At 70.5% G+C, this 17988-nt stretch carries 21 protein-coding genes and 1 tRNA gene; 10 read left to right on the top strand and 12 right to left on the bottom strand.

Annotated elements, in window-relative coordinates:
• Window positions 1-140 precede the first annotated feature (140 nt).
• The 4 genes from G3576_RS04220 (at window position 141) to G3576_RS04235 (ending at window position 3654) form a co-directional block, all read left to right on the top strand.
• Window positions 141-689: a carboxymuconolactone decarboxylase family protein gene (locus G3576_RS04220; RefSeq protein ID WP_164693042.1), complete on the top strand. Its 549-nt coding sequence runs from the start codon at window positions 141-143 to the stop codon at window positions 687-689.
• An 89-nt stretch (window positions 690-778) separates the two neighbouring features.
• On the top strand, window positions 779-2323 hold the full coding sequence (locus tag G3576_RS04225; protein WP_164693043.1) for an EAL domain-containing protein: 1545 nt from the start codon (window positions 779-781) through the stop codon (window positions 2321-2323).
• Window positions 2324-2331: 8 nt separating this feature from the next.
• Window positions 2332-2802, top strand: a complete 471-nt coding sequence (locus G3576_RS04230) for a M23 family metallopeptidase (protein WP_164693044.1) — start codon at window positions 2332-2334, stop codon at window positions 2800-2802.
• 78 nt (window positions 2803-2880) lie between these two features.
• Complete coding sequence (locus G3576_RS04235) at window positions 2881-3654, top strand: imm11 family protein (protein ID WP_164693045.1); 774 nt, start codon at window positions 2881-2883, stop codon at window positions 3652-3654.
• Window positions 3655-3845: 191 nt separating this feature from the next.
• On the opposite strand, the gene G3576_RS04240 is transcribed toward G3576_RS04235, so the two are convergent.
• The 4 genes from G3576_RS04240 to G3576_RS04255 form a co-directional block, all read right to left on the bottom strand.
• On the bottom strand, window positions 3846-5126 hold the full coding sequence (locus G3576_RS04240) for a TRAP transporter large permease (RefSeq protein WP_164693046.1): 1281 nt from the start codon (window positions 5124-5126) through the stop codon (window positions 3846-3848).
• A 4-nt stretch (window positions 5127-5130) separates the two neighbouring features.
• Window positions 5131-5673 (bottom strand): TRAP transporter small permease, encoded by a 543-nt coding sequence (locus G3576_RS04245; RefSeq protein WP_164693047.1) that lies wholly within the window; start codon window positions 5671-5673, stop codon window positions 5131-5133.
• Window positions 5670-6683 (bottom strand): TRAP transporter substrate-binding protein DctP, encoded by a 1014-nt coding sequence (gene dctP / locus G3576_RS04250; RefSeq protein ID WP_164693048.1) that lies wholly within the window; start codon window positions 6681-6683, stop codon window positions 5670-5672. The genes G3576_RS04245 and dctP overlap by 4 nt, the downstream gene beginning before the upstream one ends.
• 83 nt (window positions 6684-6766) lie before the next feature.
• Window positions 6767-6841 (bottom strand) — tRNA-Val (locus G3576_RS04255).
• Window positions 6842-6918: 77 nt separating this feature from the next.
• Here G3576_RS04255 and G3576_RS04260 point away from each other — a divergent pair.
• The 3 genes from G3576_RS04260 (at window position 6919) to G3576_RS04270 (ending at window position 9678) form a co-directional block, all read left to right on the top strand.
• Window positions 6919-7755: a GGDEF domain-containing protein gene (locus tag G3576_RS04260; RefSeq protein WP_164693049.1), complete on the top strand. Its 837-nt coding sequence runs from the start codon at window positions 6919-6921 to the stop codon at window positions 7753-7755.
• A 35-nt stretch (window positions 7756-7790) separates the two neighbouring features.
• Window positions 7791-8666 carry an N-formylglutamate amidohydrolase gene (locus G3576_RS04265; RefSeq protein ID WP_164693050.1) on the top strand — a complete coding sequence of 292 codons (876 nt, stop codon included), beginning with the start codon at window positions 7791-7793 and terminating at the stop codon, window positions 8664-8666.
• A 571-nt stretch (window positions 8667-9237) separates the two neighbouring features.
• Window positions 9238-9678, top strand: a complete 441-nt coding sequence (locus G3576_RS04270; protein ID WP_164693051.1) for a hypothetical protein — start codon at window positions 9238-9240, stop codon at window positions 9676-9678.
• Between the two features lie 204 nt (window positions 9679-9882).
• On the opposite strand, the gene G3576_RS04275 is transcribed toward G3576_RS04270, so the two are convergent.
• The 8 genes from G3576_RS04275 to G3576_RS04310 form a co-directional block, all read right to left on the bottom strand.
• Complete coding sequence (locus G3576_RS04275) at window positions 9883-11052, bottom strand: acyl-CoA dehydrogenase family protein (protein WP_164693052.1); 1170 nt, start codon at window positions 11050-11052, stop codon at window positions 9883-9885.
• A gap of 61 nt (window positions 11053-11113) precedes the next feature.
• Window positions 11114-11407 carry a glycine zipper domain-containing protein gene (locus G3576_RS04280; protein ID WP_164693053.1) on the bottom strand — a complete coding sequence of 98 codons (294 nt, stop codon included), beginning with the start codon at window positions 11405-11407 and terminating at the stop codon, window positions 11114-11116.
• A gap of 13 nt (window positions 11408-11420) precedes the next feature.
• A complete protein-coding gene (locus G3576_RS04285; protein ID WP_164693054.1) occupies window positions 11421-11864 on the bottom strand; it encodes a Rap1a/Tai family immunity protein in 444 nt (147 codons plus the stop codon).
• A gap of 70 nt (window positions 11865-11934) precedes the next feature.
• A complete protein-coding gene (locus tag G3576_RS04290; RefSeq protein ID WP_164693055.1) occupies window positions 11935-12522 on the bottom strand; it encodes a LysE family translocator in 588 nt (195 codons plus the stop codon).
• Window positions 12523-12584: 62 nt separating this feature from the next.
• Window positions 12585-13013 carry a hypothetical protein gene (locus G3576_RS04295; RefSeq protein WP_164693056.1) on the bottom strand — a complete coding sequence of 143 codons (429 nt, stop codon included), beginning with the start codon at window positions 13011-13013 and terminating at the stop codon, window positions 12585-12587.
• Window positions 13014-13044: 31 nt separating this feature from the next.
• Window positions 13045-14511: an N-acyl-D-amino-acid deacylase family protein gene (locus G3576_RS04300; protein WP_164693057.1), complete on the bottom strand. Its 1467-nt coding sequence runs from the start codon at window positions 14509-14511 to the stop codon at window positions 13045-13047.
• A 9-nt stretch (window positions 14512-14520) separates the two neighbouring features.
• Complete coding sequence (locus tag G3576_RS04305; protein WP_164693058.1) at window positions 14521-14829, bottom strand: type II toxin-antitoxin system RelE/ParE family toxin; 309 nt, start codon at window positions 14827-14829, stop codon at window positions 14521-14523.
• Window positions 14826-15092, bottom strand: coding sequence for a ribbon-helix-helix domain-containing protein (locus G3576_RS04310; protein WP_164693059.1), 267 nt, complete (start codon window positions 15090-15092; stop codon window positions 14826-14828). Before G3576_RS04310 ends, G3576_RS04305 begins: the two co-directional genes overlap by 4 nt.
• Window positions 15093-15352: 260 nt before the next feature.
• On the opposite strand from G3576_RS04310, the gene G3576_RS04315 reads away from it, so the two are divergent.
• The 3 genes from G3576_RS04315 (at window position 15353) to G3576_RS04325 (ending at window position 17986) form a co-directional block, all read left to right on the top strand.
• The gene (locus G3576_RS04315) at window positions 15353-16063 is read left to right on the top strand and encodes a hypothetical protein (protein ID WP_164693060.1); all 711 of its coding nucleotides are present in this window, start codon (window positions 15353-15355) and stop codon (window positions 16061-16063) included.
• Window position 16064: 1 nt separating this feature from the next.
• On the top strand, window positions 16065-16685 hold the full coding sequence (locus G3576_RS04320; RefSeq protein WP_164693061.1) for a hypothetical protein: 621 nt from the start codon (window positions 16065-16067) through the stop codon (window positions 16683-16685).
• A gap of 80 nt (window positions 16686-16765) precedes the next feature.
• The gene (locus G3576_RS04325) at window positions 16766-17986 is read left to right on the top strand and encodes an ABC transporter substrate-binding protein (protein ID WP_164693062.1); all 1221 of its coding nucleotides are present in this window, start codon (window positions 16766-16768) and stop codon (window positions 17984-17986) included.
• Window positions 17987-17988 lie beyond the last annotated feature (2 nt).

Genomic DNA, 17988 nt, shown 5'->3' on the forward strand with positions numbered 1-17988 from the left:
CTTTCGCGCGGCGCGGTAGCCGCGACTCCAACCCTACCGCTCCGCGCGAACGGGGGGCATCCAGCCCCCCGTAAACCCCCCGCTCCCGCGCTGACCGCGCGGGAGGAGGACGCTCTTTTTCCAGCCAGAGGTCCCTCCCCATGTCCCTCGAAGCCATCCGCAACCGCCTGCCCGACTACGCCAAGGACCTGAAGCTCAACCTCGGCAGCCTCTCCACGGAGCCGGCGCTGACGCAGCAGCAGCGCGCCGGCACCTTCGTCGCCTCCGCCATCGCCAGCCGCAACGCGGAGCTGACCGCCGCGATGGTCGCCGAATTCGGCGCGCAGCTGACGCCGGAAGCGCTGACCGCCGCCAAGGCCGCGGCCGCGATCATGGGCATGAACAACGTCTACTACCGCTTCACCCACCTGGTCGGCGGCGACTACGCCTCCATGCCCGCCAAGCTGCGCATGAACGTCATGGCCAAGCCCGGCGTCGAGAAGGTGGATTTCGAACTCTGGTCGCTCGCCGTCTCCGCCATCAATGGCTGCGGCATGTGCATGGAAAGCCATGAGAAGGTCGTCCTGCATGGCGGCCTCGGCAAGGAAGCCGTCCAGGCCGCCGTGCGCATCGCCTCCGTCGTCCACGCCGTCGCCGGCGTGCTGGACGCGGAGGACGCGCTGGCCAGCACGCTCCGCGCCGCCGCCTGACCCTGGAAGCCCTCTCCCCATCGGGGAGAGGGCGCCATCGGCCCCGCGCCGACACCCTTCCTCAACCTGTCGCGGCCTACCCTCGCCGCATGGCCGCAGCACAGCAACGCTCACTCGGTGACCGCGAGCGATTCGTCGCCTTCGCCTTCGCCGCGGCAGACCTGCTGGTCGAGGTCGGGGCCGATGGCCGCATCACCTTCGCCGCCGGCGCCTTCCGCGCCCGCCTCAACCGCACCCCGGAAAGCCTGATCGGCCGCGACGCCGCCGATGTGCTGGCGCCGGAGGATCGCGGCCCCTTCCAGACCGCCCTCGCCCTGCTGCCGCCGCATGGGCGGCTCGGCCCCACCGCCTTCCGCCTGGCCGATCCCGGCCGCACCGTCTTCTCCGTCTCCGGCCTGCAGCTCGCCAGCGCCGATGCCGGGCAGCGCCTCTGCCTCGCCTTCGCTCCCATGCCCGCGCCGCCGGAACTCCGCGCCAGCGACAGCCAGGTCCTGCTGCGGGAAGCGACCCAGCAGCTCCGCGCCGGCGGCCCGGTGAAGCTCGGCCTCGTGGAGGTGAAGGGCGTGGCGGGGACGGAAGCCGAGCAGCGCATCGACCAGTTGCTCGGCCAGCCCGTCGGCGGCGCCATCGCCGCGCGCCTCGCCCCCGGCCGCTACGGCGTCGTGCCGGATGAGGGCGGCGCCCTGCCCGACCTCTGCGACGTCGCCAAGCAGCTTGAATCCCTGCTGGGGCCGGAGAAGGACCGGGTAGCCATCGTCGCCACGCCGATCGACCTGGCGACGGCTGGCCTGACCCCCGCCCAGGCCGCCCGCGCGCTCCGCCATGGCCTGGCCGCCTTTGCCCGCTTCGGCGCCGATGGGCTGCGGGATGCCGGATTCGCCGATGGCCTCGGCGGCGTCGTCGCCCGCGTCACCTCCCGCGCCGCCGCGCTGCGCCGCACCGTCGCCGAACGCCGCTTCCGGCTCGACTTCCAGCCCATCGTGGACCTGGAAACCCGCCAGCTGCACCACCACGAGGCGCTGATGCGCCTCGAGCACGGCGTGCTCGAACCCGGCGAGGGCCCGCAGGATTTCATCGCGCTGGCCGAGACCATCGGCCTGACGGAGGATCTCGACCTCGCCGTCGCCTCCATGGCCATCGCCGCCGCCAATGCGGTGCCGGAGGGCCAGCACCTCGCCTTCAACATCTCGGGCCTCTCCACCCAGTCCCGCAGCTTCCGCACCCGCCTGCTGGCGCTGCTGGACCGCGACCCGAGGGGCGCGCGGCGCGTGATGGTGGAACTGACCGAAAGCGCCGAGATCGAGGATGAGGATGCCGCCGCCGCCACGCTCCGCGCGCTGCGGGCCCGCGGCGTGCCCGTCTGCATCGATGATTTCGGCGCCGGCGCCGCCGCCTTCCGCTACCTGAAATCCTTCCCGACCGACTATGTGAAGGTGGATGGCACCTTCGTGCAGGCCGCGCTGACCAGCGAACGCGACCGCAGCTTCGTCGCCGCCATGGTGGACCTCTCGCTGGCCGTCGGCGCCAAGGTGGTGGCGGAGCGCATCGAGACGGAGGAGGAGGCCGAGGTGATGCGCAGCCTCGGCGTGCATTACGGCCAGGGCTGGCTGTTCGGCAGGCCCGGCCCGCTGTAGCAGGCGCCATGCGCCGCGCTTTGCTTCTTCTGCTCCTGCTGCCGGCCGTCGCCCAGGCGGAAGAGCCGCGACTGGCCCTGCCGGTGACGCCCGCCTGCATCTCCTCCCCCTTCGGCCCGCGGAACCTGCCGAATCCCCGCGCCTCCGGCGACCACAGGGGGATCGACATCCCCGCCCCGGCGGGCGCCTGGGTCCGCGCCGCCGCCGCCGGCACCGTCACCAGCATCCGCCGCACCCGCGCCGGCACGGGGCTGGAGGTGGAGCTGCGCCACGCCGATGGGCTGGTGACCCGCTACGCCCATCTCGGCACCGTCGCCCCCGCCCTCGCCAATGGCCGCCGCCGCCTGGCGGAGGGCGAGGCCCTGGGCCGCATCGGCCGCACCGGCATCACGACGGGGACGCATCTGCATCTGGAAGTGCTGCGGGAGGGGCGGCACCTGGACCCCGCGCCCTTCTTCGCGATCGAGGCCTGCCGGTGAGGCGATAGCCCCCGGGGCTTGCCTTGCACCACGCGCGGAATGTCTGATGGCCGCGACGGCGCCACCGGAGCACAGCCGATGAACATCGCCAGGGACGCTTACGAAGAACTGTGCCGCGTCCGCGATGCACTCTATTCCGCCCCAGAGGACGGGCCGGAACGGTCAGAGCTTCACATGGACTACCTCCGTGCTCGCTTACGGCTATTCAAGCGAGCCGAACCCATGTTCCCCGCCCTTGAACGTATCCCCGCCATGAATCGACGCTTCTTCGTCATGGGTCCGGTCTGGGACTGGCTTGAAGGGGCGCCTGGCGAGGATCTCGATCGGATTCACGGGAGCTATGGCCGCGGCTGGGACGCATGTCGCCACCGGCCTCCCCTCCGCCTTGTGCCCAGCCGTGGCCTCCGACTGAACGACGGTCGCCCGCCGACCCTACTGGCCGTTGTCGGGCTTGATGGCGCCCACATCCTGCCGCGGCCGCTGCTGGATGTCTGGCAAAGCTTCGATCCCGCCGCGCTCGACATCCTGCCGGTCCACGTCGAAGGTCTTCGCGACCAGTCCGAGCCGGAGGGCTACTTCTGCGTCGACATCATTCGCTGCCTGCCGGCCTTCGACCTTGCGGCCATGGATGTCTTCGCCTTTCGCCCGCCGAAGCCTCTTTCCGACACCGTCGAGTACTTTCCCCACCCCAGGGTCTTCGCGCTGCGCGACGATTTGCCGGCTGAGGGCGTCCATCTGTTCCGGGACCTGAACTGGCGCGGGACCTACTTCGTCTCCGCCGAACTCCGCCAGGCCTGTCTGGATGCCGGCTTCACCGACCTGCCGCTGCGCCCGCCGCAAACGCCGGAGTAGTCCTGACCACCCGCCGATTCCGCTGGCGCCCGGCTATCTGTTTTTGTTATGTTCCGGAAATCACGCACCCCTATTGCGTCCGCCGCCCGCCCCTGAGCCCCGAACGCCCGCCGGAGGCACCGCGAAAACGGTGCTAAACGCGCATAAACGGCATAATCGGCTTAAACGGGTTAGCGACTAAAAAGCCACACTCACCCGCCATACCCCGCCTGCCGCGGCAGCCACAGCGCGATCTCCGGGAAGGCGATCAGCATCGCGGTCCCGAAGGCCAGCATCAGCATGTAGGGGTAGATGCTGCGGTTCACCTCCGACAGCGGCGCGCCGGTGATCGCCTTGATCACCACCAGGTTCAGCGCCACGGGCGGGGAGATCAGCGCCATCTCCAGGCTCAAGGTCAGCAGGATGCCGTACCAGACCTTGTCGATGCCGAGCGTGTCCAGCAGCGGCAGGATCGCCGGCATGGTCAGCAGGATGATGGAGAAGCTCTCCAGCACCAGCCCCAGGACGAAGAGCAGCACCATCATCGCGATCAGGAAGCCCGTGCGCCCCAGCCCCAGGTCGGCCACGAGCTTCGTCAGTTCCTGCGGCACCTGCAGCTTGGTCAGCATGAAGCCATAGATCGCGGCCCCCGCGATGATCATCAGCAGCATGGCGGAGGTGCGCGTCGCCTCCTCCACCCCCTGCACCACGTCCCGCCAGGTCAGCGTGCGGTAGATCAGCCCCGCGATCAGCAGCGCATAGAGCGTCCCCGTCCCCGCCGCCTCCGTCGCGGTGAAGACGCCCATGTAGATGCCGCCGAGCACGAAGATCGGCAGGCTGAGCGACCAGCCCGCCCGGGCCAGCGCGTGATGCGCCGCCTCCGGCACCTTCTCATCGGCCGGCACCACGGCCTTGCCTTCCGTGATGAAGCAGTAGCCCGCGAACATCGCCGCCATCAGCAGCCCCGGGATCAGCCCCGCGAGGAACAGCGCGGCGACCGAGGTCTCCGTGACATAGGCGTAGAGCACCATCGGCGCCGAGGGCGGGATGAGGATGCCGAGCGTGCCGCCGCCCGCCACGACGCCGAAGGCGCCCCGGCGGGACATGCCGTATCGCAGCATCTGCGGGATGGCGATCTTGCCGATGGTCAGCGCGGTCGCGACGGAGGATCCGCTGATGGCCGCGAAGATCGTGCAGGCCGCGACGGTCGCGATGCCGACGCCGCCGCGCACCTTGCGCATCAGCGCGAAGGCCGCGGCGTAGAGGTCCTCCACCACCCGCCCGCGCACCATGATATGCGCCATCAGCATGAAGAGCGGGATGGCCACCAGCAGGTAGCCATCGAGCTTGCCGATCACCATCTCGCCCAGCGCCGGCACGCCGCCTTCGAGGGCGATCAGCACGCCGAGCGGCAGCAGGAACAGCGCCGCGAACATCGGCATGCCGAGGTAGAGCAGGCCGATCAGCGCGGCGAGCAGCAGAAGGAAGGTCACGCGTTCACTCCCCGCGCGCCAGCGTGTCGCGCGGCAATTCCTCGTCGCCCGTCGGCAGGTGTTCGGGCGTGCCGCCCAGCGCCAGCACCAGCGTCTGCACCAGCGCCACCAGCAGCAGCAGCCCGGCGCCGATGGGCAGCAGCAGCTGGATCCACCATTCCGGCACGCCCTCGATATCCGTCATCATGCCGACCATCAGGCTGAACTCGATGGCCTCCCACCCGGCCTTCAGCAACACGGCGGCCACGATGGCGACGCTGATGGTGCCGATGAGATGCGCGATGCGCGCGATGCGGGGGCCGAGCTTCGTCACCGCGATGTCGACGCCGATATGCTCGAAGCGCCGCTGCGCCTCCGGCGCCGCCAGCATCACCAGGCCCAGCACCAGCCAGCCCGCCACCTTGTCCACCCAGGGCTGCGGCGCGCCGAAGGCGTAGCGCATCAGCACGGAGTAGCCGACCAGGAACAGGCAGGTCACGGTCGCCACCGACCCGATGGCGACCGCGATCCGGCTGAGCCCCGCGACCAGGCGCTGCAGCGGGATCACGCCGCGCGAATGGCGCGCAGCAGGTCGAGGATGCGCGCACCCCCTTCCGGCGCGATGCGCAGGAAGGCGTCGATCACGGGCTGCTGCATGGCGCCGCGCCAGGTCGCGAGTTCCTGCGGCGTCTGCTCATGGATCGTCATGCCGCGGGCGCGGAGTTCCGTCACCGCCGCCGCCGCCGTCTCCTCCGTCACGCGCAGCTGGTCCTGCTCCGCCTTGCGCGCGGCCGCGTCGATCGCCGCGCGATGCTCCGCGCGAAGCCCGTTGTACCAGCGCGGGTTGACGTAGACATGGCTGATGACGGTGAAGTAGGGCGTCACGGTGCCGAAGCGCTGGATCTCGTAGAAGCGGCGCGACACGGCGGCGGAGAGGTCCGTGAGCCCCGCATCCAGCACGCCGGATTGCAGCGCCTGCGGCACCTCCGGCCCGGGCATGGAGGACGGCGCCGCGCCGACGGCCGTCAGCGCATGATCCGTCAGCGCGTTCAGCCCGCGGATCTTGAGGCCCCGGAAATCCTCCAGGTTCACGATCGGCCGGCGGCCACTGGTGAAGATGCTCTGGCGCGTGGTGTAGAGCCACATGAGGTTCTTCACCGCGCGGCGCTCCAGCGCCGTCTCCAGGAACTTCGCGGCGTCGCTGCCGGCGAAGCGCTGGATGCGCGGGAAATCCGTGAAGAAGTAGGGCACGGTCATCGCGTTCATCTCCGGCAGGGTCGTGCCCCACTGGAAGTTCACGGCGGCCGCCGCCTCGAAGGACCCGCGCGCGACGCCCGGGAAGTTCTCCGCCGCGCGGGCCAGCTGCTCCGCCGGGAAGACCTGCACCTGCACCTGGCCGTTGGACCGCGCGGCGACGTCCTCCGCGAAGCTCGCGATGACGCGGGCATTGTGGTGCGCGGGCGGGAACTGGTGGGACAGCCGCATGGTCACCGCGGCCTGCGCGCGGGCGATGCCCGGCGCGGCGATGCCCCCGGCGGTGATGGCAGCGGATGCAGCGAGCAAATGGCGGCGGCGCATGGCGTTGTTCTCTCCCCGATCTGGCGGGCGAGGTTTGCGGCAGCAATCGCCGCCGGTCAACGTCATGCGAGGAGGGAAAAAGGTGGTGGGCGCTACAGGGATTGAACCTGTGACCCCTACCGTGTCAAGGTAGTGCTCTCCCGCTGAGCTAAGCGCCCCACCGCCGGGAAGGCCCGCTCATTAGCGCCCATCCCGGGGGGAGACAAGCCCCCCCGAAGCGGCACCTCCCGGACGCATGACGACCGACAATCTCCTCTTCCTGCTGGCGCGGCTGCTGATGGGCGGCCTCTGCGGGTTGGCGGCGGTGCTGGCGCTCTGGCGCCTCGCCGCAGCCGCCCGCGCCGGGCGGTCGGAGCCGGTGCTGGGGCTGATGGCGCTGGTGCTCGGGATCGGCGTGGCGGAGGCGATCCAGGATGGCTGGTGGAACGTGGTGCAGGCACCGACGGACCCCATCGGCCTCACCAACTGGCTCTGGATCGGCTTCGACCTGGCGGTGCCGCTGCTGGCGCTGACCGTCGTGCGGGTGATGGCGCAGCGCGATGCGGCACTGGCGCGGCTGGCGGCGCTCTCGGTGACGGACCCGCTGACGGGGCTCGCCAACCGCCGCGGCTTCGAGGCCCGGGCGCATGCCGCCATCGCCACCTGCCGCCGCCAGGGCCAGCCGATCTGCCTGCTCTCCTTCGACCTCGATCGCTTCAAGCGCATCAATGATGGCTGGGGCCACGCCGCCGGCGACGCCGTGCTGGCGGGCGCCGCCCGCGCCATGGCGGGACAGCTTCGCGCGGGCGACGTGCTGGGCCGGCTGGGTGGCGAGGAGTTCTCCGCCCTGCTGCCCGCCACGACCCTGGCCGAGGCCGCGGCCCTCGCGGAACGCCTGCGCCAGGCCGTCCGCGCGGAAGTCCCCCACCCCGCGGGCGGGGACACGCTCACCACCGTCTCCATCGGCGTCGCGCCCCTCGGCCCGGGCGCGCCGGCGGAGAGCCTTGCCGCGGCGCTCGCGGCCTCCGACGCCGCGCTCTATGCGGCGAAGGAGAAGGGCCGGGACCGGGTGGAGGTGGCGCATGCGGGGTGACAGCAACGCCCGCGCTGTGGCTTGATTGGAAGCTCATGGACCTCCCCCTCAAGACCGAGGCGCCCGCCGCGGACACGCCGCCCTTCCGGGTGGCGCGGCCGGATCGCCAGACCGTGCCGCTCGTCTTCGCCAGCCCGCATAGCGGCACCAACTACAGCCCGGCCTTCCTCGCCAATGCGCGGCTGGACCCGACGGCGCTGCGCCGCAGCGAGGACAGCTTCGTCGATGAGCTCTTCGCCGCCGCCCCCGCCTACGGCGCGCCGCTGCTGACCGCCACCTTCCCCCGCGTCTATTGCGACGCGAACCGGGAGCCGTGGGAGCTCGATCCCACCATGTTCGATGGCCCCCTCCCCGCCTGGGTGAACAGCGCCAGCCCCCGCGTCGGCGCCGGGCTCGGCACCATCGCCCGCGTGGTGGCGAGCGGCGAGCCCGTCTATCGCCACAAGCTGCCCTTCGCGGAGGCCGAGGACCGCGTGCGGCGCTGCTGGCAGCCCTATCACGCCGCGCTGGGCGAGCTGATCGCCGACACGCGCGCGCAATTCGGCCTCTGCCTGCTGATCGATTGCCACTCCATGCCGGCCCATCCCGCCCATGGCAGCAACCCCGCCGACTTCGTCCTCGGCGATGCCCATGGCACCGCCTGCGCGCCGCGCGCGACGCGGCTGGTGGAGGAGACGCTGTCCGGCATGGGCTACCGCGTGCGCCGCAACGACCCCTATGCCGGCGGCTACGTGACACGCCACTACGGCCGCCCGAGGGAAGCCGTGCACGCGCTGCAGATCGAGATCGCGCGGAGCCTCTACATGGACGAGGCGCGGGTGGAGCGGGCGCCGGGGATGGGGCCGCTGATCCGCGACCTGAAGCGGCTGATCAGCGTGCTGGCCGCCACGGACTGGACGTTTCTGCGCTGATATCCGCATCCAGCCGGGAGGCGCCGGCCTAAGCGGTTTCTCAGAGTAACCGCCTAACTCCTTGATGTGCGCCGCCGACGCGCGGGCAAAAAAAAGGCGGTCCCGCGAGGGACCGCCGAGTTTAGGGAGGAAACGTCCAAGAAAGACAGACAACTCGGCGGTGCCGTGTTGCTGCGATGCACAAAATAGGGATGACCTGACCTGCCCGCAAGGTCTTTTTGACCTCGCAGCACAGCCATGCATCCAGCGCATGAAAACGTTAACAGCCTGCGCCCAGCGCTTAACAAACGCCTACGCCATCATCCGAAAGGATGCATTGGCAGCAAGCTTTGCTCACCTCTGGTGCAACGCTCTGCCGGTGACTAGGACCGGATCCACCGCGATCAGCCCCGCCGGGCCACCGGTCGCGGCCTTGCCGGCCGCGACTCGCGCCTCCGCCCCACCGGGTCGCCGCATCGCGGACCGAAGCGGCAGGCCATCGAATGCGCAGGATCGGTCAAGCCATCCGGCCTTGTCGCGCTCGCCCGGCGCACCCAACCTCCGCGCCGTGACGCCGCGCCGGGATCGACGCATGCCGAAAAGCTGGGACCAGAAGTACCAGGGCGCCAGGCCCGCCCATGTGGCGGTGCTGGCCAAGCCCTTCGCCGGCCTCCGCGCCGGCCAGCGCCTCCTCATCGCAACGCCCGCGCTGCTGGAGGCGCGCATCCGCGCCATTCCAGCCGGCACCACGCTGGACATCACTGCGCTGCGCGCCGACCTGGCGCGGGAGCATGGCGCCGACGCCACCTGCCCCACCTCCACCGCCATCTTCCTCCGCATCGTCGCGGAACGCGCGCTGGAGCGGATGGCGGAGAACCCCGCCCCCTTCTGGCGCCTGATCGCGCCGGAGACGCCGCTGGCCCGCAAGCTCTCCTGCGGGCCGGACCTCATCCGGCATCATCGGGAGATGGAGGCCGGCCGCGGCGCACCGGCAGCGGAGAGCGCTAGAGTCGCCGCAAGCCGAGCAGGCTGAGCAACTGGCGCGTGAACCAGAACGCCGCGAAGACGCAGAACAGGGCGCCGCAGGTCCACAGCACCTGATCGCCCAGGCTGAGCGGCCTGACCACTACGGCTCGCCCCGCGACCAAGGCTACCCAGGCGCACAGCATGATCTGGGCGACATAGAGGGCCGCCTGGATTCCGCGCCAGAACAGCGCCAGGACGGGCCGCCTCGCCCTCAATAGCTCCGCGGCATCCCCAGCACATGCTCGCCGATGTAGCTCAGCACCAAATTCGTGCTGATCGGCGCCACCTGGTACAGGCGCGTCTCGCGGAACTTGCGCTCGATGTCGTATTCCTCAGCGAAGCCGAAGCCGCCATGGGTCTGCACGCAGGCCTCGGCCGCGGCCCAGGCGGCATCGGCGGCGAGCATCTTGCCCATGTTCGCCTCCTCGCCGCAGTTCTCGCCCCGCTCGAACTTCTCGAGACCCTGCTTCACGATGGCCTCCGCCGCGCGCATCTGCGCATAGGCCTTGGCGATCGGGAACTGCACGCCCTGGTTCTGGCCGATCGGGCGGCCGAACAGCACGCGCTCCTTCGCATAGGCCACGCTGCGCTGGGTGAACCAGCGCGCATCGCCGATGCACTCGCTGGCGATCAGCAGCCGCTCGGCATTCATGCCGTCCAGGATCTGGCGGAACCCCTTGCCCTCCACGCCGACGAGGTTCTCGGCGGGGACTTCCATGTTGTCGAAGAAGACCTCGCAGGAATTGTGGTTCATCATGGTGCGGATCGGGCGGATCGTCAGGCCGTTGCCTAGCGCCTTCCGCATGTCCACGATGAAGGTGGAAAGGCCGTCCGTCTTCTTAGCGACCTGATCCTTCGGCGTCGTGCGGGCCAGCAGCAGCATCAGGTCGGAATGCTCCGCCCGGCTGGTCCAGATCTTCTGGCCGTTGACGATCCACTTGTCGCCGTCCCGCCGCGCCGTGGTGCGCAGCGCGGTCGTGTCCGTGCCGCTCGTCGGCTCCGTCACGCCGAAGGCCTGCAGTCGCAGCGACCCATCCGCGATGCCCGGCAGGTACTGCGCCTTCTGGGCCGGGCTGCCATGCTTCAGGATGGTGCCCATGATGTACATCTGCGCGTGGCAGGCCGCGCCATTGCTGCCGCTGGCGTGGATTTCCTCGAGGATCGCCGCCGCGCCGGACAGCTTCAGGCCGGCGCCGCCGTACTCCTCGGGAATCAGCGCGGCCAGGTAGCCGCTTTCCGTCAGCGCCGTCACGAACTCCGTCGGATAGCCGCGCCGGGCATCCAGCTCCCGCCAGTATTCGCCGGGGAAGCGGGCGCAGAGCTTGCGCACTTCCTCCCGGATCTCGGCATGCGGGTCGGTGGCGGCGTGGTGCATGTCCATGGCGTCTCTCCTGGCAGGGGCGAAGTAAGATCAACTCCGCACCCTGTCCAGGAGATCGCCGTCACCAGCCCCGGTCGCGATACGGCCCGCGGCCGCGCGGCTGGCGGTACTGCTGCTGGTAGTATTGCTGCTGCGACCGCTGCGACTGGTCATAGAGGTAGCCGCCCGCGCCGCCGACGCCGGCGCCGAGCAGCGCGCCCAGGCCCGCATTGCCGCTGAAGCTGCCGAGGATACCGCCGACGGCGCCGCCGCCCAGCGCGCCCGTTGCCGTGCGCTGCTGCGTCGGGTTCAGATCGCCGCAGGCCGAAAGGCCGAGGCCGGCCGCGAGCAGGATGCCGAGTTTCATCGTGCGCATGCTGGCGTCCTCCTCAGCGCGCCGCGCGCGGCGCGCGGGCCGGCGGCGTCGTGGATTGCGGGCAGGGATAGGCGGACTGCGCCCAGCGCAGCATGCCGTCCAGCGCCGGCTCCCGCGCATATTGCGGATTGGCGCGCGCCCAGTTGCTGAAGGCGATGCCGGATTCCGCTATGCTCGGCGCCGGCGTCGGCGTGCAGAACAGCGGCCGCATGGGGCCGCCCGAGGGGTGCAGCAGCGCGTGGTACTGGCCCGCTGCCGTCAGGAACCCCTGGCAATAGGCGATCGCCTCCAGCCGCGGCACGCCGCCCCAGCTCGGCTGGCAGACGGCGGCAAGGTCCGCCACCGTGTTCACGTTGTCGATCAGGTCTTCCTGCTGCCGAGTGGCCGCGGGCTGGGCGAAGGCCGCCCCCGCCGCCAGGCAAAGCGCGACTGCGCCCGGTATCGTCGTTCGCCGCATGGCTTACTCCCCTTCGGCCGAAACGTTCGGCCGCGCAAGGAACGCACGCGGTGGGGAACGGTTGCGCCCGCTACCGCAGCATCGGCACCAGGCTCGCCACCAGCAGAGCCGCCATCAGGATATTGAAGGCCCTTAACCGCCCCGGGCTGCGCAGCAGCCGCCCTGCCCCGGCACCGAGCCCCGCCCAGACCAGCAGGCAGGGCATGGAGACCGCGATGAAGGCCAGCGAGATGGCCACGACCTGCGGCAGCAGCGGCTCCCCGGCCCTGGTGAAGGCGGGCGTGACGGCGGCGGCGATCATCCAGGCCTTGGGGTTCACCCATTGGAACAGCGCCGCGCCCCGAAAGCCCATGGGCGGCCGGCGAGGCCCCTCGCCGGGCGGCGGGGCGCTCGCGATCTTCCAGGCCAGCCACAGCAGCCAGGCGGCACCCGCCCAGCGCATCCCCTCATGCAGCCAGGCGCTGGCCGCCAGCGGCCCGGCCAGGCCGAGCCCCACCAGCAGCAGCATCGCCCCGAAGCCGATGGTGATGCCGAGCATGTGCGGCACGACGCCGCGCACCCCGTGGCTGGCGGCACCCGCCGCGACCATCAGGACATTCGGCCCCGGCGTGACCGAGGTGGCGATCGCGAAGCCCAGCAGGGGAAGCCAGTCCGTCATGCACCCAGCCTGCCAGCGCCACCCATAAGGTCAATAATCCTGACCTAGATGGCAGCCATGCGTCAGGGGTTGGTCACCGCCATCCGCGCGGCAATGCCCTGAACCCGCACCCCGTCATGCGCGATATCGAGCGTCACGGAGACCAGGCGGTTATCCTCCCGCCGCGCGCGGTAGCGGCATTCCACCGGCGCGCCCGGCGCCGGCGGCGCCCCGCAGGTGAAGCCGAAGCGCGACAGGCGGTTGAACAGCGACCCCACATCGCTCCCCGGCGGATGCGCGCCCTTCAGGTCCCGCTCCAGCGCCTCGGCGCCAAGCCGCGGCCCGTTGCGCACATAGCGCTCCATCTCCGTCGGCCCCGCCGTCCAGCCGCCGCGGAACACCTGCGACGCGACCAGCAGCGCGCCCAGCATCAGCGCCACCATGATCAGGGCGTTGCGCGCGGTATGCGTCTTGGCCGGCGGCGCATCGTCATTGGCGACGCGCCGCTTCATCGGCAGCCAGGCGGGGGCGCGGACCAGCGGATCAGGCCCTGTGCCGGGTGACGAGGCGCCCGGGCCGCTCGCCCGTCGCGCCGCCCTTGTCGCCATGGCCGTGCCGGAAGGTCGCCACGCCATTGGCCCAGACCTCCTCGATGCCGATCGAGGGCAGCGCCGGCGTCTCGAAGGTCGCGGCATCGATCACCGTCGCGGGATCGAACAGCACCAGGTCGGCATAGGCGCCTTCGCGCAGAACGCCGCGATCGACGATGCCATAGGCCTCCGCGCAGCGGCCCGTCATCTTGTGGATCGCGACCTCCATGCTGAACAGGTTCATGCCCCGGCTGTAGTGCCCGAGCACGCGCGGGAAGGTGCCCCAGAGCCGGGGATGCGGATGCGCGTCATGCGGGATGCCGTCGCTGCCGATCATGGACAGCGGATGCGCCATGATGCGCTGCACGTCATCCTCATCCATCTGGAAGCTGATCTGCCCGGCCGGCGTCAGCTTCTGCGCCGCCGCGCGGATATCCGTGTTCCAGCCGCGGGCGATGTCGGAGAGGTACTTCCCCGCCATCTCGGGATGCGGCACCGACCAGGTGATCATCACCGGCACGTCGTCCCGCAGCCGGTCCGGCATCAGCACCGTCGATCCGGCGGGATAGGGATAGACGTCGTAGGCGACTTCCTGGCTGCGCGAATAGGCTTCGATCAGCGGCAGCGTCTGGACGGAGCGCCCGTAATTCTCCGGCAGCGAGCATTTGTGGTGGCTGATCTGCACCGCGACGCCGGCCTTCTTGCCGATCCGCATCGTCTCCTCGATCGAGGCCAGGACGCGATCGGCCTCGTCGCGCATATGCGTGGAATAGAGCCCGTCATAGGGCTTCAGCGCCTCGGTGATCGCGATGACCTCGTCGGTCGTCGCATGCTTGTTCGGGTCGTAGTAGAGGCCGGTGGAGAAGCCGGAGGCGCCTTCCTGCATGGCCTGCTTCACGCGGGCATGCATGTGGTTGATCTCCCGCTCATTGGCCGGGCGCATCACATCGCCCTCCATCGCCTCCACGCGCAGCGTCTGGTTGCCGACCAGCGCGTAGACATTCACCTCCGATCCCTTGGAGTTGATGGCGTGGGCGTAGTCCCCGAAATCGCCGAAGCGCCACCAGCCCTCCGCCCCGATCAGGTCGAGCGGCGGCGGCGGCGCCGTCTTGAACCGCGCGGGGGCGAGGGAGACACCACAGCAGCCGCAGACCACCGTGGTGACGCCCTGGCTGGTCTTGCAGGTGGTGGCCTGGTGGCCCATCAGCACGGCGCGGTCGTCGTGGGTATGGGCATCGATGAAGCCCGGCGCCACCGCCTTGCCCGTCGCGATGATCTCCCGGTCCGCGGACGCGCCCCCGAGGTCGCCCATGGCCGCGATCCGGTCCCCCTTCACCCCGATATCGCCCACCCGGCGCGGCGCGCCCGTCCCATCGAACAGCGTCGCGTCACGGATGATGAGGTCGCAGCGGAGGGCCATGGGATGTTCCTAGGCGTCAGGGATCGGTGACACGATGCGGGGCAGGTCGCGCTGGCCGTGGATGTCCTGGACGCGCTCCCCGGCGTAGCGAAACAGAATCACGTAGTCCCGCCAAGCCAGGGGCCGGATATCGCGACCCAAATCGTCGCGCGACCGGCCGAGCGTACCCGGCAGGCCCGCAATCTCGTCACAGCGCTGCCGAAGCCGGGCGATGAAGGCCAGGGCCACACGCTGGCTTTGCGCCTCGGTCGCGATCCAGGCGGCGATGTCCGTCAGATTGGCCAGCGCCCCCGGCAGAAGGCGGGCGCGCGGCCTCACTCCGGAATGCCGCGTGCCGCCAGGCCGTGCATCGTCTCGGCCAGTGCTGCCTCGATCTCTGCCTCGCTGACTTCCCGCGCATCGGCCAGCGCCTCCGCGATGGATTCCCGTAGCGCCTGGGGCCTGGCCTGGTCGGCCGCGAACAGCCGCAGCGCCCCTGTCACAACACCCGGGGGCACCACATCCTCGGGCGAGGTGTAGAGCCCGGATTCCACAGCCTCCGCGATCACGCCCTTGAAGCGATCACCGATCTCGATCTTCACCCCGGCGCCCTCCTCGGCCTGCGCGGCGCGATACTAGCACGCGCGGGGGGCATAGCCGGAAGCGGGCGGGATGCCGTGCGCCCTGCGCCTGCCGCCAGGCCGCGCCCGGACCGGTTTGTTGCTTCTGCGTTCTTCATGCGCAACCCCCGCTACTGGCAAAGTGGCAACCCGGAGAGGCAGGTTGGGTGACCGTCCGGAGATGCCGGCGGCTGAGGGTTCGCGAGGGAGTTTTCGCACCTGGCAGGAGCCGGGCGCCGCCGATGCTGGTTGCATCGGCAAGCCCGGTGACGAACCAGGGGCGGAAAATCCCAGCGAAACCGACCCGCCGGCATTTGCGGACGGTCACTGATGTCGACCGGGTCACCAGGGGCTTCCAGGCCCTGTATGGCGAGGGTAACGCGAGCAAGGCGGGCTCGGTATGGGTCGAGCCCTATTCGCGCATGCGCGACGGCCGGAAGGAGGACGTCTCCGGCCATTGGCGATCCCACAAGCCCGGCGCGGGCGGGGTGGACGACGCGACGCCCACAGCACGCCGCCCGCGCGACGACATGTTTCCCAAATACTCGGAGGGCGGCGGCCCGATGGGACCCGGCGGAGGCGGTGGCGGCACCCGCCCCCAGCCCGGCCGACCCACCCAACCCACACCGGCCACCCCCGCCCCGCCGCGCCCCGGCGCCCAGACGCCGGAGGAACTGGCCAGCCGGTCGATCCCGGAGAACCGCCTATCCAGGGGAACCTACGTCATGCGCGTACCGGAGGGCCCAGGGCAGATGATGCAGGATTTCGGTGCGATGACAGCGGGGCGGCCCGTGACCCGAAGGCCGGGGAACCTCGGTCCCGTTGACGCCGGAACGACAGCCGATGGGAGGAACGTGATCGCGCGCGGTAGCGCCGATGGCCGACCAACGATCGAAATTCAGCGCGCCGGTGGCGGGCGACCCACCCACAAATTCCGCTACGGAGAGAAATGAGATGACTGAGTCACACCACACATCGAGCCTCCCCGACTATTGGCCGATCGACGATCTGGCCCGGAGGGGCATCCTGCCGCATGGCGATGACGATGCCATGCGCCGCGAGTTCGCCGAGGCCATGACCTTCATCGAGACCTATCCCGCCGCCTGGGGCAGGCCCGCCACGCGGCTTTCCATGCCGGCCGTGACGCGTCGCGGCTGGTCGGTCATCGCCACCTTCCTCGACGCCAGCGAGGAGGAGGACGAAGCCCTCGCCACGGCCGCCCGCCATCGCGCGCCCCACGACCTCGCCGCCAGCATCGTCGCCGGCAACCCGCCGGTGCCGAGCATCGTCTGGCGCGTGCCATCGACCACGCACGGCCTTCGCCATTTCTGGGCCTGCCACGGCGGCAAGCAGACCCTGATGCTGCCCCCGGATCGCGGCTTCGCCCTCTTCGGCGATGGCGAGCAACTCGTCATCCTCGCCGGCCCGCCCGACTTCCTCCGCGCCGCCGTCCCCGACCCCGCCGCCATGCACCGCGACATCGCCGCCCACGCCGCGGAGATGGACCGCATCAACGGCCACAGCCACAACACCGATATGCTGCGCCACTACGCCCCAATCACGCTCACCACCTGAGCGATCCCCGCTCGCCACCCGGTTGCGTCGGGCCGCCGGTTGTTCTCTAGTTGCGGGAAAGCAACAGGGGGCCACGACCGATGCAGCGTTCCGTCTTCCCGCCCGTCACCCGCCGCGCCTGGCTTGCCGCCACCGTCGGCACCCCGGCCTTGCCGGGCCTGGCCCGCGCCCAGGCGGCGCCGGTGAAGATCGGCCTCGTCACGGTGCTGACGGGCCCGCAGGCCGCGCCCGGCACCCATCTGCGGGACGGCTTCCTGCTCGGCATGCGGCACCTGGAGAACCGCATCGGCGGCCGCCCGGCCGAGGTGCTGGTCATCGATGACGAACTCCGCCCCGATGCCGCCGTCACCAAGGTCCGCGCGGCGCTGGAGCGGGACCGCTGCGACTTCATCGTCGGCACCCTCTTCTCCAACATCCTCGCCGCCATCATCCGGCCGGTGACGGAAAGCCAGACCTTCCTGATCAGCCCGAATGCCGGCCCCTCGCCCATCGCGGGCCGCGGCTGCAGCCCCTTCTTCTTCGCGACTTCCTACGTGAACGACCAGAACCACGCGGTCCTCGGCGCCGCGGCGAATGACGGGATCGAGGTCGGTGGCACCCGCCGCCCGATCCGCCGCGTCATGATCATCACCCCCAACTACCAGGCCGGCCGCGACGCCGCCGCCGGCTTCAAATCCACCTTCCGCGGCGAGGTGATGGACGAGACCTATGTCGCCCTCACCACCACCGATTTCTCGGCGGAACTCGCGCAGATCGCGGCCAGGCGGCCGGATGCCATCTACACCTTCATGCCGGGCGGCCTCGGCGTGCAGTTCGTCCGGCAGTATCGCCAGGCCGGCATCGCCATCCCGGTCCTCTCCGCCTTCACGGTGGATGAGGCGGTGCTGCCCGCGCAGGGCGATGCGGCGCTCGGCCTCTACACCGGCACGACCTGGACGCCGACCCTGCCCAATGAGCAGAACGCGCGCTTCGTCGGCGACTTCCTGACGCAGTTCAACTACGTACCCGCCAGCTACGCCGCCCATGCCTATGACACGGCGATGCTGCTGGACAGCGCCGTGAAACGCACCGGCGGCAATCTGGCCGACAAGGGCGCGCTGCGCGCAGCGATCCGCGCCGCCGATTTCCGCAGCGTCCGCGGCCCCTTCCGCTTCGGCACGAACAACTTCCCCGTGCAGGATTTCTGGCTCGCCCAGGTCGGCCGCCGCCCGGATGGCCGGTTGCAGACGGAGCACGTCCGCAAGGTGTTCGAGAATGCGGTCGATCCCTTCGCGGCGGAATGCCGCATGCCGGCGGGCTGAGC

The organism is Falsiroseomonas algicola, assembly GCF_011040385.1.
Taxonomy (GTDB): Bacteria; Pseudomonadota; Alphaproteobacteria; order Acetobacterales; family Acetobacteraceae; genus Falsiroseomonas; species Falsiroseomonas algicola.

What these genes read in the sequence shown, in the direction of transcription:
- G3576_RS04220 (WP_164693042.1), top strand. Translation starts at nt 141, where the DNA reads ATGTCCCTCGAAGCCATCCGCAACCGCCTGCCCGACTACGCCAAGGAC.
- G3576_RS04225 (WP_164693043.1), top strand. Translation starts at nt 779, where the DNA reads ATGGCCGCAGCACAGCAACGCTCACTCGGTGACCGCGAGCGATTCGTC.
- G3576_RS04230 (WP_164693044.1), top strand. Translation starts at nt 2,332, where the DNA reads ATGCGCCGCGCTTTGCTTCTTCTGCTCCTGCTGCCGGCCGTCGCCCAG.
- G3576_RS04235 (WP_164693045.1), top strand. Translation starts at nt 2,881, where the DNA reads ATGAACATCGCCAGGGACGCTTACGAAGAACTGTGCCGCGTCCGCGAT.
- dctP (WP_164693048.1), bottom strand. Translation starts at nt 6,683, where the DNA reads ATGCGCCGCCGCCATTTGCTCGCTGCATCCGCTGCCATCACCGCCGGG.
- G3576_RS04260 (WP_164693049.1), top strand. Translation starts at nt 6,919, where the DNA reads ATGACGACCGACAATCTCCTCTTCCTGCTGGCGCGGCTGCTGATGGGC.
- G3576_RS04265 (WP_164693050.1), top strand. Translation starts at nt 7,791, where the DNA reads ATGGACCTCCCCCTCAAGACCGAGGCGCCCGCCGCGGACACGCCGCCC.
- G3576_RS04270 (WP_164693051.1), top strand. Translation starts at nt 9,238, where the DNA reads ATGCCGAAAAGCTGGGACCAGAAGTACCAGGGCGCCAGGCCCGCCCAT.
- G3576_RS04275 (WP_164693052.1), bottom strand. Translation starts at nt 11,052, where the DNA reads ATGGACATGCACCACGCCGCCACCGACCCGCATGCCGAGATCCGGGAG.
- G3576_RS04280 (WP_164693053.1), bottom strand. Translation starts at nt 11,407, where the DNA reads ATGCGCACGATGAAACTCGGCATCCTGCTCGCGGCCGGCCTCGGCCTT.
- G3576_RS04285 (WP_164693054.1), bottom strand. Translation starts at nt 11,864, where the DNA reads ATGCGGCGAACGACGATACCGGGCGCAGTCGCGCTTTGCCTGGCGGCG.
- G3576_RS04290 (WP_164693055.1), bottom strand. Translation starts at nt 12,522, where the DNA reads ATGACGGACTGGCTTCCCCTGCTGGGCTTCGCGATCGCCACCTCGGTC.
- G3576_RS04295 (WP_164693056.1), bottom strand. Translation starts at nt 13,013, where the DNA reads ATGAAGCGGCGCGTCGCCAATGACGATGCGCCGCCGGCCAAGACGCAT.
- G3576_RS04300 (WP_164693057.1), bottom strand. Translation starts at nt 14,511, where the DNA reads ATGGCCCTCCGCTGCGACCTCATCATCCGTGACGCGACGCTGTTCGAT.
- G3576_RS04315 (WP_164693060.1), top strand. Translation starts at nt 15,353, where the DNA reads ATGCTGGTTGCATCGGCAAGCCCGGTGACGAACCAGGGGCGGAAAATC.
- G3576_RS04320 (WP_164693061.1), top strand. Translation starts at nt 16,065, where the DNA reads ATGACTGAGTCACACCACACATCGAGCCTCCCCGACTATTGGCCGATC.
- G3576_RS04325 (WP_164693062.1), top strand. Translation starts at nt 16,766, where the DNA reads ATGCAGCGTTCCGTCTTCCCGCCCGTCACCCGCCGCGCCTGGCTTGCC.